The organism is Bradyrhizobium sp. CCGB20, from assembly GCF_024199855.1.
Lineage (GTDB): Bacteria > Pseudomonadota > Alphaproteobacteria > Rhizobiales > Xanthobacteraceae > Bradyrhizobium.
The window spans coordinates 8,290,625-8,313,193 of record NZ_JANADN010000001.1; the positions used below are offsets into that span (position 1 = coordinate 8,290,625).

The 22,569-nt window shown below is 64.6% G+C and carries 23 protein-coding genes and 1 riboswitch; of the genes, 10 read left to right on the forward strand and 13 right to left on the reverse strand.

The window, feature by feature from the left end:
* Positions 1-39: 39 nt before the first annotated feature.
* The 5 genes from NLM15_RS39025 to NLM15_RS39045 form a co-directional block, all read right to left on the reverse strand.
* A complete protein-coding gene (locus tag NLM15_RS39025) occupies positions 40-2,460 on the reverse strand; it encodes an aerobic carbon-monoxide dehydrogenase large subunit (protein ID WP_254123269.1) in 2,421 nt (806 codons plus the stop codon).
* Positions 2,457-2,957: a (2Fe-2S)-binding protein gene (locus NLM15_RS39030; protein ID WP_254123270.1), complete on the reverse strand. Its 501-nt coding sequence runs from the start codon at positions 2,955-2,957 to the stop codon at positions 2,457-2,459. The genes NLM15_RS39025 and NLM15_RS39030 overlap by 4 nt, the downstream gene beginning before the upstream one ends.
* 13 nt (positions 2,958-2,970) lie before the next feature.
* Positions 2,971-3,834, reverse strand: coding sequence for a xanthine dehydrogenase family protein subunit M (locus NLM15_RS39035; RefSeq protein ID WP_254123271.1), 864 nt, complete (start codon positions 3,832-3,834; stop codon positions 2,971-2,973).
* 224 nt (positions 3,835-4,058) lie between these two features.
* A complete protein-coding gene (locus NLM15_RS39040; RefSeq protein ID WP_254124649.1) occupies positions 4,059-5,255 on the reverse strand; it encodes an MHYT domain-containing protein in 1,197 nt (398 codons plus the stop codon).
* A 100-nt stretch (positions 5,256-5,355) separates the two neighbouring features.
* A complete protein-coding gene (locus NLM15_RS39045; protein WP_254123272.1) occupies positions 5,356-5,925 on the reverse strand; it encodes a 6,7-dimethyl-8-ribityllumazine synthase in 570 nt (189 codons plus the stop codon).
* Between the two features lie 74 nt (positions 5,926-5,999).
* Positions 6,000-6,174: riboswitch (FMN riboswitch) on the reverse strand.
* Positions 6,175-6,595: 421 nt separating this feature from the next.
* On the opposite strand from NLM15_RS39045, the gene NLM15_RS39050 reads away from it, so the two are divergent.
* Both NLM15_RS39050 and proC read left to right on the forward strand, forming a co-directional pair.
* On the forward strand, positions 6,596-7,096 hold the full coding sequence (locus NLM15_RS39050; protein ID WP_254123273.1) for a YbjN domain-containing protein: 501 nt from the start codon (positions 6,596-6,598) through the stop codon (positions 7,094-7,096).
* A gap of 197 nt (positions 7,097-7,293) precedes the next feature.
* The gene (proC, locus tag NLM15_RS39055) at positions 7,294-8,121 is read left to right on the forward strand and encodes a pyrroline-5-carboxylate reductase (protein WP_254123274.1); all 828 of its coding nucleotides are present in this window, start codon (positions 7,294-7,296) and stop codon (positions 8,119-8,121) included.
* A gap of 125 nt (positions 8,122-8,246) precedes the next feature.
* Here proC and NLM15_RS39060 read toward each other — a convergent pair whose 3' ends face one another.
* The 5 genes from NLM15_RS39060 to NLM15_RS39080 all read right to left on the reverse strand — a co-directional run bounded on the left by NLM15_RS39060 (position 8,247) and on the right by NLM15_RS39080 (position 12,499).
* Entirely contained in the window at positions 8,247-8,651 is a 405-nt protein-coding gene (locus NLM15_RS39060) for a thioesterase family protein (RefSeq protein ID WP_254123275.1), read from the reverse strand.
* 112 nt (positions 8,652-8,763) lie between these two features.
* Positions 8,764-9,012: a tautomerase family protein gene (locus NLM15_RS39065; RefSeq protein WP_256565552.1), complete on the reverse strand. Its 249-nt coding sequence runs from the start codon at positions 9,010-9,012 to the stop codon at positions 8,764-8,766.
* A 55-nt stretch (positions 9,013-9,067) separates the two neighbouring features.
* A complete protein-coding gene (gene hisS, locus NLM15_RS39070) occupies positions 9,068-10,588 on the reverse strand; it encodes a histidine--tRNA ligase (RefSeq protein ID WP_254123276.1) in 1,521 nt (506 codons plus the stop codon).
* A 165-nt stretch (positions 10,589-10,753) separates the two neighbouring features.
* The gene (locus tag NLM15_RS39075; RefSeq protein WP_254124651.1) at positions 10,754-11,278 is read right to left on the reverse strand and encodes a YegJ family protein; all 525 of its coding nucleotides are present in this window, start codon (positions 11,276-11,278) and stop codon (positions 10,754-10,756) included.
* 138 nt (positions 11,279-11,416) lie between these two features.
* Entirely contained in the window at positions 11,417-12,499 is a 1,083-nt protein-coding gene (locus NLM15_RS39080; protein WP_254123277.1) for a branched-chain amino acid aminotransferase, read from the reverse strand.
* A 339-nt stretch (positions 12,500-12,838) separates the two neighbouring features.
* Between NLM15_RS39080 and NLM15_RS39085 the strand changes: the two genes are divergently transcribed.
* From NLM15_RS39085 to NLM15_RS39095, 3 genes are read left to right on the forward strand one after another with little or no spacing between them, the layout of a single operon-like run.
* The gene (locus NLM15_RS39085; RefSeq protein WP_254123278.1) at positions 12,839-13,381 is read left to right on the forward strand and encodes a MarR family winged helix-turn-helix transcriptional regulator; all 543 of its coding nucleotides are present in this window, start codon (positions 12,839-12,841) and stop codon (positions 13,379-13,381) included.
* Positions 13,378-14,109, forward strand: a complete 732-nt coding sequence (locus NLM15_RS39090; protein ID WP_254123279.1) for a response regulator — start codon at positions 13,378-13,380, stop codon at positions 14,107-14,109. Before NLM15_RS39085 ends, NLM15_RS39090 begins: the two co-directional genes overlap by 4 nt.
* Positions 14,110-14,127: 18 nt before the next feature.
* Entirely contained in the window at positions 14,128-15,516 is a 1,389-nt protein-coding gene (locus NLM15_RS39095) for an ATP-binding protein (protein ID WP_254123280.1), read from the forward strand.
* Positions 15,517-15,704: 188 nt separating this feature from the next.
* Here NLM15_RS39095 and NLM15_RS39100 read toward each other — a convergent pair whose 3' ends face one another.
* Positions 15,705-16,235, reverse strand: a complete 531-nt coding sequence (locus tag NLM15_RS39100; protein WP_254123281.1) for a DUF3617 family protein — start codon at positions 16,233-16,235, stop codon at positions 15,705-15,707.
* 41 nt (positions 16,236-16,276) lie between these two features.
* A complete protein-coding gene (locus NLM15_RS39105) occupies positions 16,277-16,582 on the reverse strand; it encodes a hypothetical protein (protein WP_254123282.1) in 306 nt (101 codons plus the stop codon).
* Between the two features lie 233 nt (positions 16,583-16,815).
* On the opposite strand from NLM15_RS39105, the gene NLM15_RS39110 reads away from it, so the two are divergent.
* From NLM15_RS39110 to NLM15_RS39125, 4 genes are all read left to right on the forward strand, one after another.
* Positions 16,816-17,226: a hypothetical protein gene (locus NLM15_RS39110; RefSeq protein ID WP_375166957.1), complete on the forward strand. Its 411-nt coding sequence runs from the start codon at positions 16,816-16,818 to the stop codon at positions 17,224-17,226.
* A gap of 128 nt (positions 17,227-17,354) precedes the next feature.
* Positions 17,355-18,050, forward strand: coding sequence for a ribonuclease T2 (locus tag NLM15_RS39115; protein ID WP_254123284.1), 696 nt, complete (start codon positions 17,355-17,357; stop codon positions 18,048-18,050).
* A gap of 159 nt (positions 18,051-18,209) precedes the next feature.
* A complete protein-coding gene (locus tag NLM15_RS39120) occupies positions 18,210-19,070 on the forward strand; it encodes a 23S rRNA (adenine(2030)-N(6))-methyltransferase RlmJ (RefSeq protein ID WP_254123285.1) in 861 nt (286 codons plus the stop codon).
* Between the two features lie 250 nt (positions 19,071-19,320).
* Positions 19,321-19,536, forward strand: coding sequence for a cold-shock protein (locus NLM15_RS39125; RefSeq protein ID WP_028176631.1), 216 nt, complete (start codon positions 19,321-19,323; stop codon positions 19,534-19,536).
* Positions 19,537-19,621: 85 nt separating this feature from the next.
* Here the strand turns inward: NLM15_RS39125 and NLM15_RS39130 are convergent, their stop codons facing one another.
* Complete coding sequence (locus tag NLM15_RS39130) at positions 19,622-20,242, reverse strand: outer membrane protein (protein ID WP_254123286.1); 621 nt, start codon at positions 20,240-20,242, stop codon at positions 19,622-19,624.
* 252 nt (positions 20,243-20,494) lie between these two features.
* Here NLM15_RS39130 and uvrC point away from each other — a divergent pair, with 252 nt between their 5' ends.
* Complete coding sequence (uvrC, locus tag NLM15_RS39135; RefSeq protein ID WP_254123287.1) at positions 20,495-22,558, forward strand: excinuclease ABC subunit UvrC; 2,064 nt, start codon at positions 20,495-20,497, stop codon at positions 22,556-22,558.
* Positions 22,559-22,569: the final 11 nt, after the last annotated feature.

A 22,569-nucleotide genomic window follows, 5' to 3' on the forward strand; every position in this document is an offset into this window, starting at 1 on the left:
TTCGGTCCTGCGGACCGCCCCGGAATGACGAACAACTCGCTACGCCACCGCCCCCAGCTCCTTCGCCGCCTTCCAGTTGCGCCAGAAGTCGTGAGGCATCTGGATGTGCGTCGCGCCCAGGAACGAGAACGCATCGTTGACGGCGTTGGAGAAGGCCGGCACGCCGCCGACATTCGGGCTCTCGCCGACACCCTTGGCGCCGATCGGATGATGCGGCGACGGGGTGACGGTGAAGTCGGTTTCCCAATGCGGCGTCTCGACCGCGGTTGGCATGAAGAAATCCATGAACGAGCCGGTGACGACGTTACCGACCTCGTCGTAACGGATCTCCTGGCCCATCGCGATCGCAAACGCTTCGGTCAGGCCGCCATGCACCTGCCCTTCGATGATCATCGGATTGATCCGGGTGCCGCAATCGTCCAGCGCATAGAAGCGCCGGACCTTGTACACGCCGGTCTCGACGTCGATGTCCATCACGCAGAGATAGGCGCCGAACGGATAGGTCATGTTGGGCGGATCGTAATAGCTCACCGCCTCCAGCCCCGGCTCCATGCCCGGGGGCACGGAATTGTACGCGGCCCAGCAGATATCCTTCATCGACATGAATTTTTCCGGCAGGCCCTTCACCCGGAAGCCGTCGATGTCGAATTCGAGATCGTCCTCGTGGACCTCGAGCTTGTAGGCCGCAATCATCTGCGCCTTGGCCTTGATTTTTCGTGCGGCCATGGCGATCGCGGCACCCGCGACCGGCGTCGAGCGCGAACCATAGGTGCCGAGACCGTAAGGTGCGGTGTCGGTGTTGCCCTCCTCCACCATGATGTTGTCGGCGGGAATGCCGATCTCGGTTGCGATGATCTGGGCCCAGGTGGTCTCGTGCCCCTGGCCCTGGCTCTTGGTGCCCATGCGCGCGATGCCGGCCCCGGTCGGGTGCATGCGGATCTCGCAGGAGTCGAACATGGCGATGCCGAGGATGTCGCAGTTCTTCGACGGGCCTGCGCCGACGATCTCGGTGAAGAAGGAGACACCGAGCCCCATGATTTCGCGGGTCTCGCCGCGCGCGAACGCGGCGCGCTTCTCCTGCTGTTCTTTCCGGAGCGCGGCGTAACCCGTCGTCTCCATCATCTTGCGCATCGCGGTATGGTAGTCGCCGGAATCGTATTCCCAGCCGAGGGCCGAGTGATACGGGAACTGCTCCGGCTTGATGAAGTTCTTCAGCCGCAGTTCTGCCGGATCCATGTTGAGTTTCTGCGCCAGGATGTCCATCGCGCGCTCGATGCAGTAGGCCGCCTCGGTGACGCGGAATGAGCAACGGTAGGCCACGCCACCGGGCGCCTTGTTGGTGTAGACGCCATCGACAGCCAGATGCGCGGTCGGGAAGTCATAGGAGCCGGTGACGATATTGAAGAAGCCCGCCGGCCATTTCGACGGGTCGGCGCAGGCGTCGAACGCGCCGTGATCGGCGAGCACGTGGACGCGCAGGCCTGTAACCTTGCCCTCCTTCGTCGCCGCGATCTCCGTCGTCATGTGATAGTCGCGCGCGAACGAGGTCGCGGTCAGGTTCTCGATGCGGTCCTCGACCCATTTCACCGGCTTGCCGGTGACGATGGAAGCCACGGCCGCACAGATATAGCCGGGATAGGCGCCGACCTTGTTGCCGAAGCCGCCGCCGATATCGGGCGCAATGACGTGGATCTTCTGCTCTGGCAATTTCGCGATCAGCGACACCACGGTGCGGATCACATGCGGGGCCTGGAACGTGCCGTAGATCGTCAGCTCGCCCTTGATCTTATCGAACGAACAGACGCACTGGCAGGTCTCGAGCGGCGACGGATGGGTGCGGTGATAGGAGATCATCTCCTTGATCGACACCTCCGCCTTCTTGAAGGCGGCGTCAGTCATCTCTCTGTCGCCGACGGTCCACTCAAAAATGTGGTTGTTGTGCTTGCGCGGCCCGTGCGCGCCGGTTGTCTTGCCAACGAGGTCCTCGCGCAGCACCGGAGCGTCGGCATCCATCGCCTTGAAGGGATCGACCAGCGGCGGCAACGGCTCGTATTCGACCACGACCTTGTTGATGCCGTCGTCGGCGGCATAACGGTCGGTCGCGACCACGAAGGCCACTTCCTGGTTCTGGAACAGCACCTTGCCGTCGGCCAAGACCATCTGCACGTCGCCGGCAAGCGTCGGCATCCAGGCGAGGTTGACGGTCTTGAGCGTCTCGGCGGTGATGACCGCGAGCACGCCGGGCACTTTCAACGCCTCGCTGTCGTCGATCTTCTTGACCCGTGCATGCGGATGCGGCGAGCGGACGAAGTCGCCATGCAGCATGCCCGGCAACTTGACGTCGTCGACATAATTGCCCCTGCCTTGCGTGAAGCGGATGTCTTCGACGCGCTTGCGTTTGCAGCCCATGCCTTCGAGCGCGGCGCTGCGTTGTTCCCGCGTGGGAGTGAGGTCATTCATTCCGCAGCCTCCTGGAATTCCACGCCGTTGATCTTGGCGGCGGCGTATTGGATTGCCTTGACGATGTTCTGGTAGCCGGTGCAGCGGCAGATGTTGCCGGAGATGCCCATGCGGATTTCTGACTCGCTCGGCGAAGGATTTTCCTTCAGGAGGCGATGCGCGCGGACAATCATGCCGGGCGTACAGAAGCCGCATTGCAGGCCGTGCATCATGCGGAAGCCTTCCTGCAGCGCCGACAACGTGCCGTCGGCATTGGCCATGCCCTCGATGGTGATGATGTCGGAGCCATCGGCCTGCACCGCGAACATCGTGCAGGATTTCACCGACATGCCGTCGATGTCGACGGTGCAGGCGCCGCAATGGGTGGTCTCGCAGCCGATATGGGTGCCGGTCATCTGCAGGTTTTCGCGGATGAAGTGCACCAGCAGTGTGCGCGGCTCGACGAGGCCTTCGACCTCGGCACCGTTCACCTTCATGGTCACATGCGTTTTTGCCATCGATCTCCTCCCCTTATTTCGCGACGGCAGCGGCGCGCTGGAGCGCGCGCGTCACCATGATGCCGCCGACATGCTTGCGGTATTCGACCGGCCCGCGGGCATCCGCGGCCGGTGCCATGATCGCTTCGGCCGCAGCGGCCGCCTTTTTCAACGTGGCGGGATCGAGGCTGGTGCCGATCACCGCCTTGGCGGCATCGGTGGCGAGCAAGGGCGTCTCGTGGACGTTGGTGAGCCCGATGACGCAGGTCGCGACCCTGCCGCCCGTCATGGTCAGCACAACGGCAGCAGCTGCGGTTGCGTAGTCGCCGACCTTGCGCTTGAGTTTTTCGTAGGCGTAGCCGTGACCCGCGGCAGGCACGGGGAATGTGATGGAGGTGAGGATTTCGCCAGGTTCGAGCGCGGTGAAATAGGCACCCTGGTAGAAATCGGAGGCCGGCACATCGCGAGCACCGCCGGGTCCTTCGAGGCGATAGGTCGCGCCCAGCGTCATCATCAGCGCCGGCATGTCATTGCCGGGATCGCCATTGGCGACGTTGCCGCCGATCGTGCCGCGGTAGCGCACCTGCGGGTCGGCGATCAGCAGCGCCGTCTCGTGCAGGATCGGCGCGGATTTGGCAATCTCGTCGGAGGCCAGCAGGTCATGCTGGGTGGTCATCGCGCCGATGACGAGATTGTCGCCGTCGCGGCGGATGCCCTTCAGGGCGGCAATGCCGTGCAGGTCGATCAGGTGGGCAGGGGTCGCGAGCCGAAGCTTCATCATCGGCACCAGGCTGTGCCCGCCGGCCAATGGCCGCGCATCCTCCCCGAGATCGGTCAAGAGTTTGACGGCATCGGCAATGCTCGCCGGCCGGTGATAGCTGAATGAGCCCGGGATCATCGTCTCCTCCCACAATCGTCCTTGGCATCGTCCTTGGCGCGGACGTCGACGGGACGGTCTCTCCGAGTGGGGCTGGCCGCAATCGTTCGGGCACAAAACAGCGGATTTCGCACGAGTTGCGGCCCAGAACGCACGAATTGCGTCAGGGTCGGCGACGTATGGCGCTGTTCTTCACCTCTCTCCGCTTGCGGGGAGAGGGAGTGACAGAGCTCGTTTCTATGATTTTACGCGTGCCGCCTGTTCGCCAACCCGAGCCTCGCCTTCACCTCGGCGATCTTGGCCCGGCTCACCGGCACCCGGTGCGGCAATGGCCCGTCGAGCTCGAGCACGGCGCCGTCGCCTTCCTTGCGAACGAGTGCGATATGGGAGATCGCGACGATGTGGCTGCGGTGCACCCGGAGGAACAACGAGGGATCGAGCTGCGCCTCCGCTTCCGAGATCGACCACGGGCACATCCGTTCGCGGGTGCCGTCATGGACCCGGGTGTAATGCGCATCCGCCCGAACGCTGCGCACATTGGCCGTGTCGATGAAATGCGTGCCGTCAGCGCTTTCGACCGGCAGGCGTGGCGCCGGCGCGCGGGGCGGCTGGCCAAGGCCGCCAAGCGGCGCAGGCATCGGCCGCGGCGAAGCGGCCGCCTGAGCAATCGGCTCCGGCGCGACGGGCGGCGAGATCGGATCGACCACCATCGCAGCAGTCACCTGCCGACGCGGATCCGGCACCAGCGACAACAGAAAGCCGGCGGCGATCACAAAGCACAGCACGGCAACGACGATTGATAAAATTTGCTGCGACGCGGCAAGACTGCCGCCGAGATGGTGATGCCCCTCCCCCGTCAGCGGCTCGAAATGCATGCCGAGCATCGCCGTATAATGCATGCCGGAGACCGCGACGCCGAAGGCGATCGAGCTCACGATCAGGCGAAAACCTTCCTGCTGCGCCAGGAAGGCGCGCAAGCCGCCGTAGGCGGTAACGATTGCGACCAGGACCGACAACAGCACCATCGTCCGGTCGTGTGCGATGCCAAAGGGGCCGGCGAGGCCATGGATCCCGACATAATGCATGCTGGCGATGCCGACGCCGAGCAAAACGGCCGACGATGCCACCCGCTTCAATGACGGTTCACCGATCGACACGAAGAACAGGGAGATGCCAACCACCAGCGCGCAGATCAGGAAGGAGATGATGGTGGGAAGGACCAGATAAACCGTGTCCGGTGGCAGCGGCGCGGCCAGCATGCCGACGAAATGCATGGTCCAGATGCCGACGGCCAGAAATGCTGCCGCACCCGCGAGCAATACGCGGTTATTGACGCCGGGCGTGTTGCGGATGCGAGCCGCAAGTGCAAAGCCGGTATAGCCACCCAGGCTCGCGATCGCCACAGAGAGCGCAACGAGATAGGGATCGTGTCCTTCGAACATGATCTTGCCGGCCGCCCGTCTCCACGGCACGGCCTCCTCCCGCCGCCGACTTTATAGGGACGGCGGCGGGATTGACAATCAGCGGCGTGCGACGGTGCCGCTACACGATACCCGCCGCGACCTGGCCGCGCAGGCGCTCCAGGCCTAGCAATGTCTCCGCGCAGGCTGCCGCGACCTCGACGCCCTTGATCGCAAAATGCCTGCGGAAGAAGTCGTAATGCACCTCGGTCTCGTGGAATTGCTGCGGCGTCAGCACGGCGGAGAACACCGGCACTTCGGTACGCAGCTGCACGTCCATCAGCGCCTTGATCACGGTGTCGGCGACGAACTCATGGCGATAGATGCCGCCATCGACGACGAGGCCGGCCGCGACGATCGCGGTGTAGCGCCGCGTCTTGGCGAGGATCTGCGCATGCAGCGGGATCTCGAACGAGCCCGGCACCTCGAACACGTCGACATGATTGAGGTGACGCGCTGCCGCCTCCTTCACGAAGGCGATGCGGGCCTCCTCGACCACGTCATGGTGCCAGCAGGCCTGCACGAAGGCCACCCGCTGCGGCTTCGCGAAGCGCGGATGCTCGGGCGCCGGATCCTGCGGAACCGGCGGCGGTGTCTGGGAAGTTTCGGCTTTTGAAGTTTGGACTTGGGGATCTTGCAACATCTGATTCATGGCTTTCCTTCAAAGGACCAGAATCAGGGCACACGGAACGACAAACAGCCGCATCTTGCGATGCGTCTGCCACCGACCGTTCTCTTTCATCCGGACTTTAACCGTCGGCTTCGGAGTTGCACCGAATCTGCTGACCCTTCCCTTCGGCGAAAATCCTTTTCAGGAAAACCCTTAGGGAAGGCGCTCGCGGGCTTAGGCCTTTCGACCCTTACCGCCGGTGGGGACTTTCACCCCGCCCTGAGAACATCGGCCGCTCGGGATTGAGCGACCTGACCGGAAATATGACGCCGGTTCGGGGCCGCAGCAAGCGCGTTCCGCATGAAAAACCGCATGGTCCCATGCCGACCTGGAGGTCCTCAGGCGGTCCGCCCTCGCGCGGCGGAATAAGGGCAGGCGCGCGTCCGCCGAATCCGATTCCGGTTTGTTCTATTCGTTAAGAATTGTGGCGGAGATCAGCTGTGGACGAACGAGTCCTGGCTTGTGGACGGACTCGGGACCCGGTTGCGCAGATTCCGCAAATCACATCACTTGATCCGCGACAGGCCCGCGCTGATCCGAAGGGCTCGCAAGAGCGACTCTGAGGATCGCGGTTGCGACATTTTAGGGAGCGCGCGCCGGACCCAACCACGTGCGTATCAAAGACAACAAGAAGGCAAGAGGTCGAGACGGCATGTCCCTGCTCGAAGGCGCTATCGATTCCAAAAGCCATCCGCTCGCGGTGGTCGAGGATATCGCTGCCAGCAACAACTGGCCGTTCGAACGCTCCGGCGAAGACGAACTTACCATTGTCTCCAAGGGACAATGGACCGACTACCAGATTTCCTTCACCTGGATGGGTGAGATCGAGGCGCTGCATCTGGCCTGCGCGTTCGACATGAAGATTCCGCAGGCCCGGCGGGGCGAGGTCCAGCGGCTCGTCGCCGCGGTCAACGAGCAATTGTGGGTCGGCCATTTCGACCTGTGGACCAACACCGGCATGGTCATGCACCGCCAGGCCCTGGTGTTGCCGGGCGGCCTCACCGCCTCGACCGCGCAATGCGAAGCCATGCTCGCCGGCGCGATCCACGCCTGCGAACGCTACTTTCCGGCGTTCCAGTTCGTGGTGTGGGCGGGCAAGACCACCGCGCAGGCGATGGACGCGGCGATGTTCGACACGGTGGGAGAGGCGTAAGGCTCGCCGAGGATAGCGAGGGAGCCGCGACTCCCTCCTCTGTCATCCCGGACAAGCGAAGCGGAGAGCCGAGCCCGATACCGCGTGATTTTGCTTGTGGCACGCGGCTTGTTGCCCCCTCCTCGATCCACTAGAACCCCCTGTGGTTATGGGTCCCTGCGTTCGCAGGGACGACACCTTTTGCTTGGGTGATCACAGTGGCAGACAACAGCACTCTCAAAAACATCTCCGGCACCATCCTCCTCGCCGGCGCCGGCAAGATGGGCGGCGCGATGCTGACCGGATGGCTGGCCGGCGGGCTCGACCCGCGCCGCGTCGCGGTGGTCGATCCGTTCATCTCGCCCGAGATCACGGCGCTCGCAGCAAAAGGCGTTGCGCTTAATTCCGACGCGAAGGCGGCAGGCTTTGTCGAGACCATGGTCGTCGCGGTGAAGCCGCAGATGTTCCGCGAAGCCGGCGCGAAGCTGAAAGCGTTCGTCTCGGAGAAGACCTCGGTGGTCTCGATCATGGCGGGAACCACGATCGCATCGCTGCAAGACGTCTGCGGCGGCGCCGTCGTGCGCGCGATGCCGAACACGCCGGCCGCGATCGGCCGCGGCATCACGGTGGCCGTCGCGGCGAACAATGTCAGCACCACGCAGCGCGCGGTAGCCGATGCGCTGCTGCGCGCCACCGGTTCGGTCGAATGGGTCGACGACGAAAGCCTGATGGACGCGGTCACCGCGGTGTCCGGCTCGGGCCCGGCCTATGTGTTCCTGCTGGCCGAGGAGCTCGCGCGCGCCGGCGTCGAGGCCGGACTGCCCGAGGCGCTGGCGACGAAGCTCGCGCGCGAAACCGTCGCAGGCTCGGGCGAGCTGCTGCACCAGTCGGATCTTCCTTCCAGCACGCTGCGCCAGAACGTCACCTCGCCCGGCGGCACCACGGCCGCAGCACTCGGCGTGCTGATGGGCGAGCCCGGCCTGCGCGATCTCATGATCCGCGCGATTGCCGCGGCGACGACGCGGTCGAAGGAATTGGCGAAGTAGGCGGGTGCCGCGAATGCGTAGGGTGGGTTAGCGCAGCGTAACCCACCTCTTCCGTCGCCGCGGAAGCTAAAGAGGTGGATTACGCCGAGTGGATGCGCTTCGCGCATCCACGGGGCTAATCCACCCTACGGTTTCGAGCCAGCCCCCAGCCGCTTGTTGAACATCTCGACATTGACGAGCCCGCGCGCGTGGCGGCCCTCGCCGAGCCTGCGCGTGCCCTCGAACGCCTCGACCTCGAAGCGGATGACCCGGCGCTCGACGGCGACCACCTTCGCAGTGGTCCGCACCGTCGCACCGACAAGGGCGGCTGCGAGATGGCGGATGTCGACCTCGGTACCGACCGTGACCCAGCCGGGCTGCAGCGCGGCGCGGATCGCATCGCCCGACGTCATCTCCATTTCCAGGATCATCATCGGCGTCGCATAGACCATCGGCATGCCAGGCACGAAATGCCCGACCGTGCGCTCCACCGGGACCACCAGCGTGCGCTCGGCGCTCATGCCGACCTTGATGAAGTCGCGTGCGTCCATGGGGCTTGCCCGTCATTCCGGGGCGCGCGAAGCGCGAACCCGGAATCCAGAGATTGCTGATCGAGATTCCGGGTTCAGCCCCGACGGGCTGCCCCGGAATGACGCTAACGCGTCACTTCTTCGCAGCCGCCGCGCGCTCCACGAAGGTCTTGCCGCCCTTCATCTTGTGGCGGAGCGGGGCTTCGTTGATCTGGATGACGACGGCGTCGGCGTCGACGCCGAGATTCTTCACCAGCGCCTGCGTGATGTCGCGCATCATGCCGGCTTTCTGCTCGTCGGTGCGGCCCTCGGCCATGCTGATGGTGATCTCAGGCATCGTCTTCTCCCTTGCGGCCGAACACCGGCCATTGACGGTCGCCATCAAACAGGACGTGGATGCCCGGGACAAGCCCGGGCATGAGGCGATGCGCGAATAGCTAGCCCCAGCTCACGTCATGGCGGCCCAGGACCTCGCGCACCTTTGCGATCAGGTCGGCTTCGCTGCACGAGAACTGCGCCGGCCGCGTCTCGCGCCATTCCTGGTTGGAGGCGATCGCGGCGGCGGCCTTGGCGCCTTCGATCAGATCCTTGATCTGTAACTCGCCGCGCGCCTTTTCGTCCGAGCCCTGGATGATCACGCAAGGTGAGTTGCGGCGGTCGGCGTATTTGAGCTGGTTGCCCATGTTCTTGGGATTGCCGAGATAGAGCTCGGCACGGATGCCGGCGGTGCGCAGCGACGCGACCATCTTCTGATAGTCGGCGACGCGATCGCGGTCGAACACAGTGACGACGACGGGGCCAAATTCGGGCCGCGTGTCGAGCTTGCCGAGCAGGGTCAGCGCGGCCTGCAGCCGCGACACGCCGATCGAGAATCCGGTTGCCGGCACCGGCTCGCCGCGGAAGCGCGAGACGAGGCCGTCGTAGCGCCCGCCGCCACCGACCGAGCCGAACCGCACGGGGCGGCCCTTCTCGTCCTTGGTCTCGAGCAGGAGCTCAACCTCGTAGACGGGGCCGGTGTAATATTCGAGGCCGCGCACCACGGACGGATCGATCTTGATGCGGTCCGCACCGTAGCCCGACGCCGTCACCAGCTTGGCGATTTCTTCCAGCTCGCTCACGCCGGCCTGACCGACTTCGCTTTTGGCAAGGTAGGTCTCCGCCGCGGCGATGGCCTCTTTCCAATCCTCGCGCGGCTTGGTGATGGCGAGAACGACGTCGGCCTCGGCCGCGCTCAGATTGGCGCCCTTCGTGAAGTCGCCCTTGCCCTCTTCGCCGCCGTCCCATCGTCCGGGGCCGAGCAGTTTGCGCACTTCGTCGGCGGAAAACTTGTCGAGCTTGTCGATGGCGCGCAGCACGGTCAGCCTGCGGCCTACGTTCTCGTCGCCGCCAAGGCCGATGGCTTCCAGCACGCCGTCGAGGACTTTGCGATTGTTGACCTTCACGACATAGGAGCCGCGCGCGATGCCGAGCGCCTCCATCGTGTCCGCCGCCATCATGCAGATCTCGGCATCCGCCGCCGGCGTCGCCGAGCCGACCGTGTCGGCGTCGAACTGCATGAACTGGCGGAAGCGGCCGGGGCCGGGCTTTTCGTTGCGGAACACGTAGCCGACGCGGTAGCTGCGGTAGGGCAGGACCAGGCCATCAGTGCCGTATCGCTCGCCGACATAGCGGGCGAGCGGCGCGGTCAGATCGTAGCGCAAGCTGATCCACTGCTCGTCGTCGTCCTGGAACGAGAACACGCCCTCGTTCGGACGATCCTGGTCGGGCAGGAACTTGCCGAGCGCGTCGGTGTATTCCATCGCCGGCGTTTCCACGGGCTCGAAGCCGTAGAGCTCGTAGACGGCGCGGATCTTCTCGACCATCTCGCGCGTCGCCCGGATCGCGGCAGGGTCGCGATCCTCGAGCCCGCGCGGCAGGCGCGCCTTCAGTTTCTGGGGTTTTTTGGGTTTTTCGGCCATCCGCGGCGTTTACCAGCCGGGGCGCGGTGCGGCAACTGCGCCATGCCTGGAACGCTCAAGGCCCGCCTCACTGACCGTCATTCCGGGGCGATGCGCAGCATCGAACCCGGAATCTCGAGATTCCGGGTCTGGTCCTTCGGACCATCCCGGAATGACGCCCCACGTTTACGGCTGCTCCATCCGGGCCCGGAGGGCATCGGCGTCCGCCTTCGGCAGCGACTTCAGCGTCGGCTTGATGGTTTCGCCGCCGACGATCTTGCCGTTGCGCATGAACATCCAGTCGGAAATGTCGGCTTCGCTGAACTTGACCTCGTCGCCGGCATGTTTGCCGGGCAGATCGCGCGGCTGGTTGGCGAAGAGCCCGGAATAGGTGCCGTTGGGCAGTCTCTTCACCTCGGCGATCCAGATGTGCTCGCCGCCCCGGTGGGTATGAAAGCGCACTTTGAGGGAATGCCCGGCCTCCGACGGCTTGGGCGATTCATAGGAAGCCCAGAATGTAGGGAGCGTGCCGCGGGCGCGCGCGATCGCGGTGTTCATTTCGGGATCGGTGGTGCGCACGTCCACGATCGGCGAGCGGTCTTGCGCTACGACCTCGTGCACGGGGCCGATGGTCAGGATGCCGAAAACGGAGACGCCGGTGATGGCGGCGAGAATGACCCACTTCATGGGTTGGGAAAGTTTGGTTGCCATGTTCGCGATATCCAGGATGCTTCGATGTCTCCCGGTTTTGTCGCATGTCGGCAGCAGCACGTTCAGTGCGCAATAGGCCACAAACGTTGCGCGTTTCCCCTCTCCCCCGCGAGAGAGGGGAAACGCACTCACCAAATATCAAAACACCTTGCGGATCCAGTTGTGCGGATCGTTGGTGCGGCCGTACTGGATGTCGACGAGCTGCTTGCGCAGGCCCATGGCGACGGGGCCGGCGGCGCCGCCGCTGATCTCGAAATCGCCGCTGACCGAGCGCACCTTGCCGATCGGCGAGATCACGGCGGCGGTGCCGCAGGCAAAAGCTTCCTTGAGCTTGCCGCTGGCCGCGTCCTTGCGCCACTGGTCGAGCGAATACGGCTCCTCGCGCACGGTCTTTCCGGCATCGCGGGCGAGCGCGATGATGGAGTCGCGGGTGATGCCGGGCAGGATCGTGCCGAGCGGCGGCGTCGAGAGCGAGCCGTCGTCGAACACGAAGAAGACGTTCATGCCGCCGAGCTCCTCGATGTAGCGGCGCTCGATTGCGTCGAGGAAGACGACCTGATCGCAACCGTGCTGAATGGCTTCCGCCTGGGCGCGCAGGCTCGCGGCATAATTGCCGCCGCACTTGACGGCGCCGGTCCCGCCGACCGCGGCGCGCGTGTAGTTCTCCGAGACCCAGATCGAGACCGGCGCAGGCCCGCCCTTGAAGTACGAACCCACCGGCGAAGCGATAACCGCAAAAATGTATTCGGACGACGGCTTGACGCCGAGGAAGGTCTCGCTCGCGATCATGAAGGGGCGCAAGTAAAGGCTGCCCTCGCCGCCCGGCATCCAGGCGCGGTCGATGCGCACGACCTGTTCGACCGCTTCGATGAAGACGTCTTCGGGGATCTGCGCCATCGCCATGCGATCGGCGGAGTCCTTGAAGCGGCGCGCGTTGGCGTCGGGACGAAACAGGTTCACGCCGCCGTCGTCGCGCTTGTAGGCCTTGAGGCCTTCGAAGATTTCCTGAGCATAGTGCAGGACGGCGCCGGCCGGATCGAGCTGGAAGTTGGCGCGCGCTTCGATTCGCGCCTCGTACCAGCCACCCTTGGCCTGGTTGTAGCGGACGATCGCCATGTGATCGGTGAAGACCCGTCCGAAGCCGGGGTCCACCAGCTTGGCGACGCGGTCCTTCTCAGGCGTGGGATTGGATGCGGGCTGGATGTCGAATTTCATGCTCATGTCCTTGCCTCCCGCTGCCGGTAGCGGCGCTGTTCTGGCGCCCGCCTGCCCTCTTTGGGCCCAGCTGGCTTGATGTGGTTTCTGGCCGGACCGCCGCCAGCCTTTTTACGGCCGGTTTCCGTGGCCAGCATGTCGCCGAGGACATGCTTTTGCGGAAGGCGGAAGTCCAGTATGTTTTGCCGAAATGCCGCTCGACAATGGCACGGTAGATCTGCTCCGGCCGTCGCCGCCTGTCCGGCTCTCTTTGGGCCGCCCTGCTTTGATGCCACCCGACGCGATACGATCTAAAATTTCGTGCGGGTCGATCGTTTTGTAACATTGAACCCAAGATACGTCAATATGCCTGACATAAATTTCGCGACTCCCTCTCAAGACGCAGCCGAGCCACGGCCGGCCGCAGGCGATGGAGGCAATTTGCGCTGGGATATCATCGAGCTACTGTTCTTCGCTTATCGCGATTTCGTCGGCGATCCCGACCAGGAGCTGGAGGCGTTCGGCTTCGGCCGGGCCCACCACCGGGTCATGCATTTCGTCTACCGCTACCCCGGCCTCAAGGTCGCCGACCTGCTCGACGTCCTGCGCATCACCAAGCAGTCGCTCGGCCGCGTGCTCAAGCAGCTTCTGGACGAGGGCTATATCGTGCAGAAGACCGGCGACAATGACCGCCGCCAGCGCCTGCTCTACGCGACGCCGAAGGGCGAGGCGCTGGTGCAGAAGCTCGCCGGGCTCCAGACCACGCGCATCACCAAGGCGCTCGCCGAGATGGCGCCGCAGGATGCCGAGACCGTCAAGCGCTTCCTGCGCGCCATGATCGACCGCGACGATCCGGACAAGGTGCTCGAGACGATCTTCGCCAACGTCAATCAAGACAGCAAGGAGTGACCGTGCCGCTCGCTGCCACGCTCGCCCGTCCGCCGGTAGAACCGGCCGACGATGCGCCGCATCTGCTGCTGGTCGACGACGACCGCCGCATCCGCGATCTGCTCTCGCGCTTTCTCGCCGGCGAAGGCTATCGCGTCACCACCGCGGCCAGCGCCGGCGACGCACGCTCGAAGCTGCTCGGCCTGCATTTCGATCTTCTGATCCTCGACGTCATGATGCCCGGCGAGACCGGCTTCGACCTTGCCCGCTTCATCCGGACCTCCTCCTCGGTGCCGATCGTGATGCTGACGGCGCGGCATGAAGCGGAATCCCGCATCGAGGGACTCCAGATCGGGGCCGACGACTACGTGGCAAAGCCGTTCGAACCGCGCGAGCTTGCGCTGCGCATCAACAACATCCTCAAGCGCGCGGCGCCGCCGCCGCAGGCCGCGACGGTGGAGAAGATCGCGTTCGGACCTTACGTCTACCATCTTGATCGCGGCGAACTGCGCCAGGGCGAGGAGGTCATCCACCTCACCGACCGCGAACGCGAGATGCTGCGCATTCTCTCGGAAACACCCGGCGAGACCGTGCCGCGCAGCGCGCTGACCGGCAATGGCACCGTCAACGAGCGCGCCGTCGACGTGCAGATCAACCGCCTCAGGCGCAAGATCGAGACCGATCCCGCCAATCCGCTGTTCCTCCAGGCGGTGCGCGGCATCGGCTACCGCCTTGTGGCCTCGCCATAAAGCAGTGAAGCGCGACCGATGAGCACGATCGATACCGGCCTGACGCTGCTCAAGAGCGCCGCCGGCCGCGTCTCGGCCGCCAATGGCTGGATGGGCAACGCGTTCAAGGGCTGGATGCCGACCGGCCTCTATGCGCGCGCGCTCCTCATCATGATCGTGCCGATGGTGGTGCTGCAATCCGTCGTCGCCTTCGTGTTCATGGAGCGGCACTGGAACACCGTGACGCGCCGCCTGTCGGCTGCGGTGGTGCAGGACATCGCCGCGCTGATCGACGTCTACAAGGGCTATCCGCAGGACAAGGACCGCGACCAGATCCGCCGCATTGCCCAGCAGCGCCTCGGGCTCGTGGTCGATTTCCTGCCCGCCGGCGACATGCCGCCGCCGGGGCCAAAGCCGTTCTTCTCGCTGCTCGACCAGACGCTGTCGGTGCAGCTCGGCCGCCAGATCGGGCGCTCGTTCTGGATCGACACCGTCGGCCGCTCCAACCTCGTCGAGATCCGCATCCAGCTCGACGACGCCGTCATGCGCGTGTTCGCACAGCGCAGCGCCGCCTACGCCTCGAACTCGGAGATCTTCCTGTTCTGGATGGTCGGCACATCCTCGATCCTGCTGATCGTCGCGGTGCTGTTCCTGCGCAACCAGATCAGGCCGATCCTGCGCCTCGCGGATGCCGCCGAAAGCTTCGGCAAGGGTCGCGAAGCGCCGAATTTTCGGCCGCGCGGCGCGCGCGAGGTGCGGCGCGCGGCGGTCGCCTTCCTTGAAATGAAATCGCGCATCGAACGCACGATGGAGCAGCGCACCGCGATGCTCGCCGGCGTCAGCCACGATCTGCGCACCATCCTGACGCGCTTCAAGCTCGAGTTGGCGCTGATCGGGGACAGCCCCGAGATGGAAGGCATGCGCAAGGACGTCGACGAGATGTCGATGATGCTGGAGGACTATCTTGCGTTTGCCCGCGGCGATTCCGGCGAGCAGTCGCAACCGACCGACATGGCGCAGGCGCTCGAGGAGCTGCGCAGCGACGCCGAGCGCCACGGCCACATCGCGACCGTGGCGTTCCACGGCCTGCCCGTGGTGACGGTGAAGCCGGCCTCGTTCAAGCGCTGCCTTGCCAACCTCGTCACCAACGCGGCGCGCTACGGCAAGGCCATCGCGATCAGCGGACAGCGCGATCACCGTTATTTGACCGTCACGGTCGACGACGATGGCCCCGGCATTCCCGCTCATCTGCGCGAAGAGGTGTTCAAGCCATTCCTGCGGCTGGACAATGCCCGCAACCAGGACGAAGGCGGCACGGGCCTCGGCCTTGCCATCGCCCGCGACATCGCCCGCTCGCATGGCGGCGACATCACCCTCGGCGACAGCCCGATGGGGGGATTAAGGGCGAGCGTCCGGATTCCGGTGTAAGTGCAATCTTCCCTTCTCCCCTTGTGGGAGACGGTGGCGCGAAGCGCCGGATGAGGGGTTGCCCCAGCGAATTCAAAAATAAGCAAGTCACGCGCGGAAACAGACCCCTGACCCGACTCGCCGCTACGCGGCGAGCCACCCTCTCCCACAGGGGAGAGGGGAAAGTTCATCCCGGGCGACGATCTCGCCTACTTCGGCAGCAGCGCCTTCAGCTTGTCGATGTCGCGCACGTTCATCTTGAAGCCGCCGGGCATCACGATGTCGCCGGGCTTCTGGTCCGGCTTGCAGGCTCCCAACCACTTGGCTTCGAGAGTCACGGTGGTATCGCGGCCCGCCGCACCGGCGGCGCCGCCTTGCGCATGGGACGAGGTCTTCACCGTATAGGCCGAGTTGAAATCGCCCGTGATCTCGGCATGCGAGGTCGTGCTGATGCCGGCAACGTTGCACTCGGAATCGCTGACATAGCCGGTCGCGGTCTTCTTGATGTCCTGCTTGGCGCAGATCTGCTTGGCCATCGGGGAGACGTTGTTGCTCATCTCCTTGTCGACGGTCTCGTCGGTGCAGTGCTGCATGGTCATCTCGGGCACGGGCGTGCCGGTCCTGACCATCTTCATTTCCCAAAGACCCGCCTTGCGCACCGGCAGATCGTCGGCGCAGGCCGCCCCTGCCGACAAGACAAGGCAAAGGGCCGAGCCGAGCAAAGCGAGTTTGCGCGTCATGTGGGAGGCTCCCGGCTGAGAGGTGGCGTTACGAAAGCGCCTCAGTAGAGCGTGCGGATCGGCTGGTTGGCGGCGCCATAGGGCACCCAGCGGCAGGAGAACGAGATGTAGCCGCCCTCATAGGCCTGCACCGCCAGGAATTTCACGACCTTGCCGTAGCGCGCGCAATGATCGACCGCGACCTGACGGGCATCGGCCTGCGTCGCCATCGAATAGGCGATGATGCCGCCGGTGTCGTTGCCCTTGAACGGCGGCACCGGAAGGATGTCAGCGCGCGCCGGCTGGCTCGCCATCATACCCGAGACAACCAGGCTGGCGAGAAGGCTCGCGGCCGCAATGATTCGCATTCCCGTTACTCCAATTGGTTGGCACCAGTTTACGGTGCCGGGATGCCCGTGAAAAGAACTGAAGTCCCGTCAGCTGCGACGTTACGGTCAACTCTTGGCCAAGTGTTGCCGCGCTGCACTTGACCTCCCGGTCCCTTCGCGGCACCGTCCGACCCTCGCAGATCATGCTGTCCGGATTGCCCATGCGCGCCCTCCCCCTGAAATCGCTCCGCTTTGCCGCCGTGCTCGGTCTCATGTTCGGAGCGTTGTCGCTCGGTGAGGCCAGGGCCGCCAATCCGCTGGAACTGAACTTCTGGCTGAACGGGCCGCGCTATGACGGCGCCGTCGTCGATTGCGACAAGGCGCTGCCGACGATCGCCACCCAGTTCTGGGAGAAGGAAAGCTCGTTCTGGAATTCCTCGTTGAAGATCACCGGCTTCGCCGCCGTTCGCGAGATCGCGTTCCGGCCCTGGCAGTCCGACAACATCCCGCGTCGCTATTGCACCGGCGAGGCCATGCTCAGTGACGGCAAGGTGCGCAAGGTGCATTTCTCGATCATCGAGGATGGCGGCTTCGCGAGCTACGGCAATGGCGTCGAATGGTGCGTGGTCGGGCTCGACCGCAACTGGGCCTACAATCCGGCCTGCCGCGCCGCCAGGCCTTGATCGACACGTTTCGATCGAGAAGCCCTGATTCGGACCGATCAGGGCGACCGGCTGCGTCCGAATTTTGTTCTTGAAATGTTCTTGTTGCCTGCTAGGCTGGTTACACAGTCTAGTTGAGGGGCGTCGCCATGTTTCATTTTAGATTGCATTCGTTCTCCCGTCTCGTGATCTCACTGACCCTCCCCCTGGTTCTTGCCGCCGGGCTGGCTGGCGGCGCGAAGGCCCAGGACAAGCGGCAGAACGCGCCCGGCGAGTTCGATTTCTATGTGCTGTCGCTGTCATGGTCGCCCTCGTTCTGCGAGGAGGCGTCCGAGCGCGGCGGTCGCTCGCAGATGCAGTGCAGCGGGCGGCCCTACGCGTTCGTGGTGCACGGGCTGTGGCCGCAATATGAAAATGGCTTCCCGGAATATTGCCAGCGGCCGTCGCCGCGCCTGAACCGCAACATCGTCTCCTCGATGCTCGACCTGATGCCGGCGCCGGGCCTGATCTTCAACGAGTGGGACAAGCACGGCACCTGCTCCGGGCTCGATAGCCGCAATTATTTCGAGACGATCCGCAAGGCGCGCGCCGCGATCAAGATCCCGGCGGAATTTCTCGAACTGTCGCAGGCCAGGACCGTGGCACCGGGCGAGGTGGAGGAAGCCTTCATCAAAGCCAATGCAGGCCTGAGCAGCGCGGCCATCTCGGTCACTTGCAACCGGACCCGGCTCTCCGAGGTCCGCATCTGCCTCAGCAAGGACCTGCAATTCCGGGCCTGCGAGGAGATCGAGCGCCGCGCCTGCCGCCGCGACCAGGTGACGATGCCGCCGATCAGGGGCGGATAGGTTTCCGTCAGTGCGAGCCACCGGGTCCGCGCGAAGCGCCGCCCGATGACAGGCTCCGCGAAGCAATCCGGACTGCTGCCGCGGATGGATTCTGGATTGCTTCGCCGCGCTCGCGATGACAAGTGGGTAGGATCGCGCAAAACAACGTAGTCCTGTCCCATGAACTACCGCCACGCCTTCCACGCCGGCAGCTTCACCGATGTCATCAAGCACATCGTGCTCGCGCGCATCATTACCTACCTCCAGGACAAGCCGGGGGCATTCCGTGTCATCGACACCCATGCCGGCGCCGGTCTCTACGATCTCGAAGGCGACGAGGCGCGCCGTAGCGGCGAATGGCTGACCGGCATCGCGCGGCTGATGCAGGCGCGCCTGTCGAACGAGAGTGTGGCGCTGGTCAAGCCTTATCTCGACATCGTCCGCGCCTTCAATCCAAAGGGCGAGCTCAAGGCCTATCCGGGCTCGCCACTGATCGCGCGCGGCCTGCTGCGGCCGCAGGATCGCCTCGTTGCCTGCGAGCTCGAGCCGAAGGCGCGCAAGGCACTGATCGACGTGTTGCGCCGCGACGAACAGGCGCGCGTGGTCGATCTCGACGGCTGGGTGGCGCTGCCGGCCTTCGTGCCGCCGAAGGAACGGCGCGGCCTCGTGCTGATCGATCCGCCGTTCGAAGCGAAGGATGAGTTCGAAAAGCTCGGCGAAACATTCTCGACGGCTTTCGCGAAATGGCCGACCGGTATCTATGTAATCTGGTATCCGGCCAAGAACCGGCGCGCGACCGACACGCTGGTGCAGACGGTCGCGCGGCTCGCAGCTGCAGCAAAACCACCGGGAAAATGCCTGCGACTCGAATTCAGCGTGGCGCCGCAGCTCGATGGTGCAGCCCTCACCTCAACCGGACTGCTGATCGTCAATCCGCCGTACACGCTGCAGGGCGAGCTCAAGACGATCCTGCCCGAGCTGGAAATACCGCTCGGACAGGGCGGCGCTGCCAGATTCCGATTAGAGGTGCCGAGGCTGTAACACCCCGGCATTCTTGGGAAAAATATGCAGGGGCGGTAGTCAATCCGCCGAGAACCGTATTATGCTGTTTGCGTGACTGGCTTTACGTTCCGCTTCCGCGAATGGTTGCGGCGGAGTGAAGGCCCTAAGAAAGATCCAACGGACCGAAAGGTCCGCCCAAGGATGGCCAGCTCCCGGGCTTCGTAAGGCCCGGTCATGTCGTGACGTGTGTCTGCGTCGCGACGGAGGAGCAATGAGGGGGAGTTTCCCGATGGCCATGACGGGAACGGTTAAATTTTTCAACGGCGAACGCGGCTACGGATTCATCAAGCCGGACGACGGTGGTCGTGACGTCTTCGTACATATTACTGCTGTGGAGCGTGCGGGACTGAAGGATCTTGCCGAAGGACAGCGTATTACTTTCGAAGTCGAGCCCGACAAGAAGGGCAAGGGACCGAAGGCGGTCAATTTAGTCATCCTTGCCTAGCCGGCCTGACGCAAAACACCTGGCGAAAAAAATCCCGGCCGCGAGCGGCCGGGAGGTTGTTGTCCGGTATTTTCTTCTTCAGCTATCAGAAGTGATAGTTCACGCCTGCGCGCACAACGCTGGCGCTGTAGCCGTTTGACACGCCTGTAATTGCAAACTGGCTCGTCGACAGATCGATGTAGAGATATTCGAGCTTGGCGCTCCAGTTCGGCGCGAAGCCGACTTCCGCGCCGGCACCGATGGTCCAGCCTGCGCTGGTGTGCGACTCCGTCCAGCCGAATGTCTGCGCGCGCAGTTCGCCGAAGGCGAGGCCGGCGGTGCCGTAGAACAGCACATTGCTGAAGGCATAGCCGGCGCGTCCGCGCAGCGTGCCGAACCAGGGATTGGAGAACTTCCACGGCGCAAAGGTGTCGTCGGCACCGGCGGCCTGGATGTCGCCCTCGACGCCGAACACCCACGGCCCGTTCTGGAAATTGTAGCCGGCCTGCACACCACCGACGAAGCCGGAGGGTTTTACGGGACTATTGCTGACGGAGCCCCATTCGTAGCCGATGTTGCCGCCGAGATAGGGACCGGCCCAGCTATACGCGTTGAGCGGCTGATTGACCGTATAGGGCGCCCGCTGGCCATAGAGATCGGCGGCCTCTGCCGAAGCTGTCCAGCCGGCTGCAACCAACGCGGCTGCGCCCACGACGAACCTCTTCATCCCACTCTCCAACGCAAACTGCCGTCACCGCGCGCGATGCCCGCGCAGCCGCGCGAGGCAAAACCGCATGGTTACGGAACCACCACTTTTTCGCGTAAGATTTATCGAGAGTTTTAAGTTAAAGGCCTGTTAAGCCGGGTTACCGCGCTGTTAACAGGCTTAAGCAAGCGTTACCGGGAACTGCGCCGCCATCCTGTGTGTGCGGCATGTCCGGAACTTCAAATCGGCGCTCCCAGCGCCTAAATTCGCACCATGGTTCACGATTCCACCGACAATCCGGACGACGCACGGGCGCGCAAACCGCCGCGCGCCACGGCGACCGACGCCCCGCCGGAGAGCCTGGCGCCGCCGGACCTCGATCCCGCCACCACCGCGGGCGAGGACGAGGACGATGCGCTGTTGCCTGACATCCTGGAGGAGAGCGGCGCGGTCGGCGAGGAGCCGCTGGCGACCGGCCATGAGGCGATCGAGCGCGCGGTCCGCCTTGCCCCCACCTCGCCCGGCGTCTATCGCATGCTCAATGCGAATGCCGACGTGCTCTATGTCGGCAAGGCCAAGAACGTCAAAAAGCGCCTGTCAAACTATGCGCGCCAGAGCGCGCCGCAGCCGGCGCGCATCCTGCGCATGATCGCCGCCACGGTGACCGTGGAGATCGTCTCGACCAACACCGAGACCGAAGCGCTGCTGCTGGAAGCCAACCTCATCAAGCAGCTGCGGCCGCGCTTCAACGTGCAGCTGCGCGACGACAAGTCGTTTCCCTACATCCTGATCACCGGCGATCATTGGGCGCCGCAGATCCTGAAGCACCGCGGCGCGCAGACCCGGCCCGGGCGCTATTTCGGCCCGTTCGCCTCCGCCGGCGCCGTCAACCGCACCATCACCGCCTTGCAGCGCGCGTTCCTGATCCGCTCCTGCACGGACTCCTTCTTCGAGAGCCGCTCGCGGCCCTGCCTGCTCTACCAGATCCGCCGCTGCGCCGGCCCCTGCACCCGCGAGATCGACTTCCCCGGCTATACGACGCTGGTGCGCGAGGCGACCGACTTCCTCTCCGGCAAGAGCCATGCGGTGAAGCAGGAGCTTGCCGGCGAGATGGAGAAGGCGTCCGGCGAGCTCGAATTCGAGCGCGCGGCGCTCTACCGCGACCGCCTTGCCGCGTTGTCGGCGATCCAGTCGCAGCAGGGCATCAATCCACGCACGGTGGAAGAAGCCGACGTGTTCGCCATCCATCAGGAGGGCGGCTTCTCCTGCGTCGAAGTGTTCTTCTTCCGCACCGGACAGAACTGGGGCAACCGCGCCTATTTCCCGCGCGCGGAGAAGACGTTTACGCCGGAGGAAGTGCTGGGGTCCTTCCTCGCCCAGTTCTACGACGACAAGCCGCCGCCGAAGAACATCCTGCTCTCGCACGAGATCGAGGAGAGCGAGCTGCTCGCCAATGCGCTGTCGATCAAGGCCGGCCACAAGATCGAGGTCACGGCGCCCAAGCGCGGCGAGAAGAAGGAGCTGGTCGCCCACGCGCTGACCAATGCGCGCGAGGCGCTCGGCCGCAAGCTCGCGGACACCGCGACCCAGAGCCGCCTGCTCGACGCCATGGCGACGACGCTGGCCCTGCCCCACGCGCCCAAGCGCATCGAGGTCTACGACAACAGCCATATCCAGGGCACCAACGCGGTCGGCGCCATGATCGTCGCCGGCCCCGATGGCTTCGTGAAGAACCAGTACCGCAAGTTCAACATCAAGTCGGAAGGGCTGACCCCGGGCGACGATTACGGCATGATGCGCGAGGTGCTGGAGCGCCGCTTCAAGCGCCTGATCAATCCGCCGGAGGAGAGTGCGGCCAAGGCCAGGGAGGACGACTTCCCGCAATGGCCGGACCTCGTGATCATCGACGGCGGCCGCGGCCAGCTCAACGCCGTCAGGGAGATCTTTACCAATCTCGGCCTGACCCAGGTGTCGCTGATGTCGGTCGCCAAGGGACCGGACCGGGATGCCGGCCGCGAAACCCTGTTCATGCCGGAGCGCGAGGCGATCAAGCTGGAGCCGCGCGATCCGGTGCTCTATTTCATCCAGCGCCTGCGCGACGAGGCCCACCGCTTCGTCATCGGCTCGCACCGCAAGCTGCGCAAGAAGGACATCCGCGAGGCCGGTTTGCAGGAGATTCCGGGCATCGGCCCGTCACGCAAACGTGCCTTGCTGCATCATTTCGGAACCCTGAAGGAGATCGAGCGGGCCTCGATCGCCGATCTCGGCAAGGTTCCGGGGGTAAGTGCGGAGAGCGCCCGCAGGATTTTCGAGTATTTCCATCCCCAGCCGGGATGAACTAAAGGGGG

Bases quoted from the DNA above. Each gene is read 5' to 3' on its own strand.
- NLM15_RS39035 (WP_254123271.1), bottom strand. From the start codon at position 3,834: ATGATCCCGGGCTCATTCAGCTATCACCGGCCGGCGAGCATTGCCGAT.
- NLM15_RS39030 (WP_254123270.1), bottom strand. From the start codon at position 2,957: ATGGCAAAAACGCATGTGACCATGAAGGTGAACGGTGCCGAGGTCGAA.
- hisS (WP_254123276.1), bottom strand. From the start codon at position 10,588: ATGGCCGAAAAACCCAAAAAACCCCAGAAACTGAAGGCGCGCCTGCCG.
- NLM15_RS39125 (WP_028176631.1), top strand. From the start codon at position 19,321: ATGGCCATGACGGGAACGGTTAAATTTTTCAACGGCGAACGCGGCTAC.
- uvrC (WP_254123287.1), top strand. From the start codon at position 20,495: ATGGTTCACGATTCCACCGACAATCCGGACGACGCACGGGCGCGCAAA.
- NLM15_RS39025 (WP_254123269.1), bottom strand. From the start codon at position 2,460: ATGAATGACCTCACTCCCACGCGGGAACAACGCAGCGCCGCGCTCGAA.
- NLM15_RS39095 (WP_254123280.1), top strand. From the start codon at position 14,128: ATGAGCACGATCGATACCGGCCTGACGCTGCTCAAGAGCGCCGCCGGC.
- NLM15_RS39050 (WP_254123273.1), top strand. From the start codon at position 6,596: ATGTCCCTGCTCGAAGGCGCTATCGATTCCAAAAGCCATCCGCTCGCG.
- NLM15_RS39100 (WP_254123281.1), bottom strand. From the start codon at position 16,235: ATGACGCGCAAACTCGCTTTGCTCGGCTCGGCCCTTTGCCTTGTCTTG.
- NLM15_RS39115 (WP_254123284.1), top strand. From the start codon at position 17,355: ATGTTTCATTTTAGATTGCATTCGTTCTCCCGTCTCGTGATCTCACTG.
- NLM15_RS39105 (WP_254123282.1), bottom strand. From the start codon at position 16,582: ATGCGAATCATTGCGGCCGCGAGCCTTCTCGCCAGCCTGGTTGTCTCG.
- NLM15_RS39110 (WP_375166957.1), top strand. From the start codon at position 16,816: ATGTTCGGAGCGTTGTCGCTCGGTGAGGCCAGGGCCGCCAATCCGCTG.
- NLM15_RS39045 (WP_254123272.1), bottom strand. From the start codon at position 5,925: ATGAATCAGATGTTGCAAGATCCCCAAGTCCAAACTTCAAAAGCCGAA.
- NLM15_RS39080 (WP_254123277.1), bottom strand. From the start codon at position 12,499: ATGAGCATGAAATTCGACATCCAGCCCGCATCCAATCCCACGCCTGAG.
- NLM15_RS39065 (WP_256565552.1), bottom strand. From the start codon at position 9,012: ATGGCGACCGTCAATGGCCGGTGTTCGGCCGCAAGGGAGAAGACGATG.
- NLM15_RS39085 (WP_254123278.1), top strand. From the start codon at position 12,839: ATGCCTGACATAAATTTCGCGACTCCCTCTCAAGACGCAGCCGAGCCA.
- NLM15_RS39060 (WP_254123275.1), bottom strand. From the start codon at position 8,651: ATGGACGCACGCGACTTCATCAAGGTCGGCATGAGCGCCGAGCGCACG.
- NLM15_RS39120 (WP_254123285.1), top strand. From the start codon at position 18,210: ATGAACTACCGCCACGCCTTCCACGCCGGCAGCTTCACCGATGTCATC.
- NLM15_RS39130 (WP_254123286.1), bottom strand. From the start codon at position 20,242: ATGAAGAGGTTCGTCGTGGGCGCAGCCGCGTTGGTTGCAGCCGGCTGG.
- NLM15_RS39075 (WP_254124651.1), bottom strand. From the start codon at position 11,278: ATGGCAACCAAACTTTCCCAACCCATGAAGTGGGTCATTCTCGCCGCC.
- NLM15_RS39040 (WP_254124649.1), bottom strand. From the start codon at position 5,255: ATGTTCGAAGGACACGATCCCTATCTCGTTGCGCTCTCTGTGGCGATC.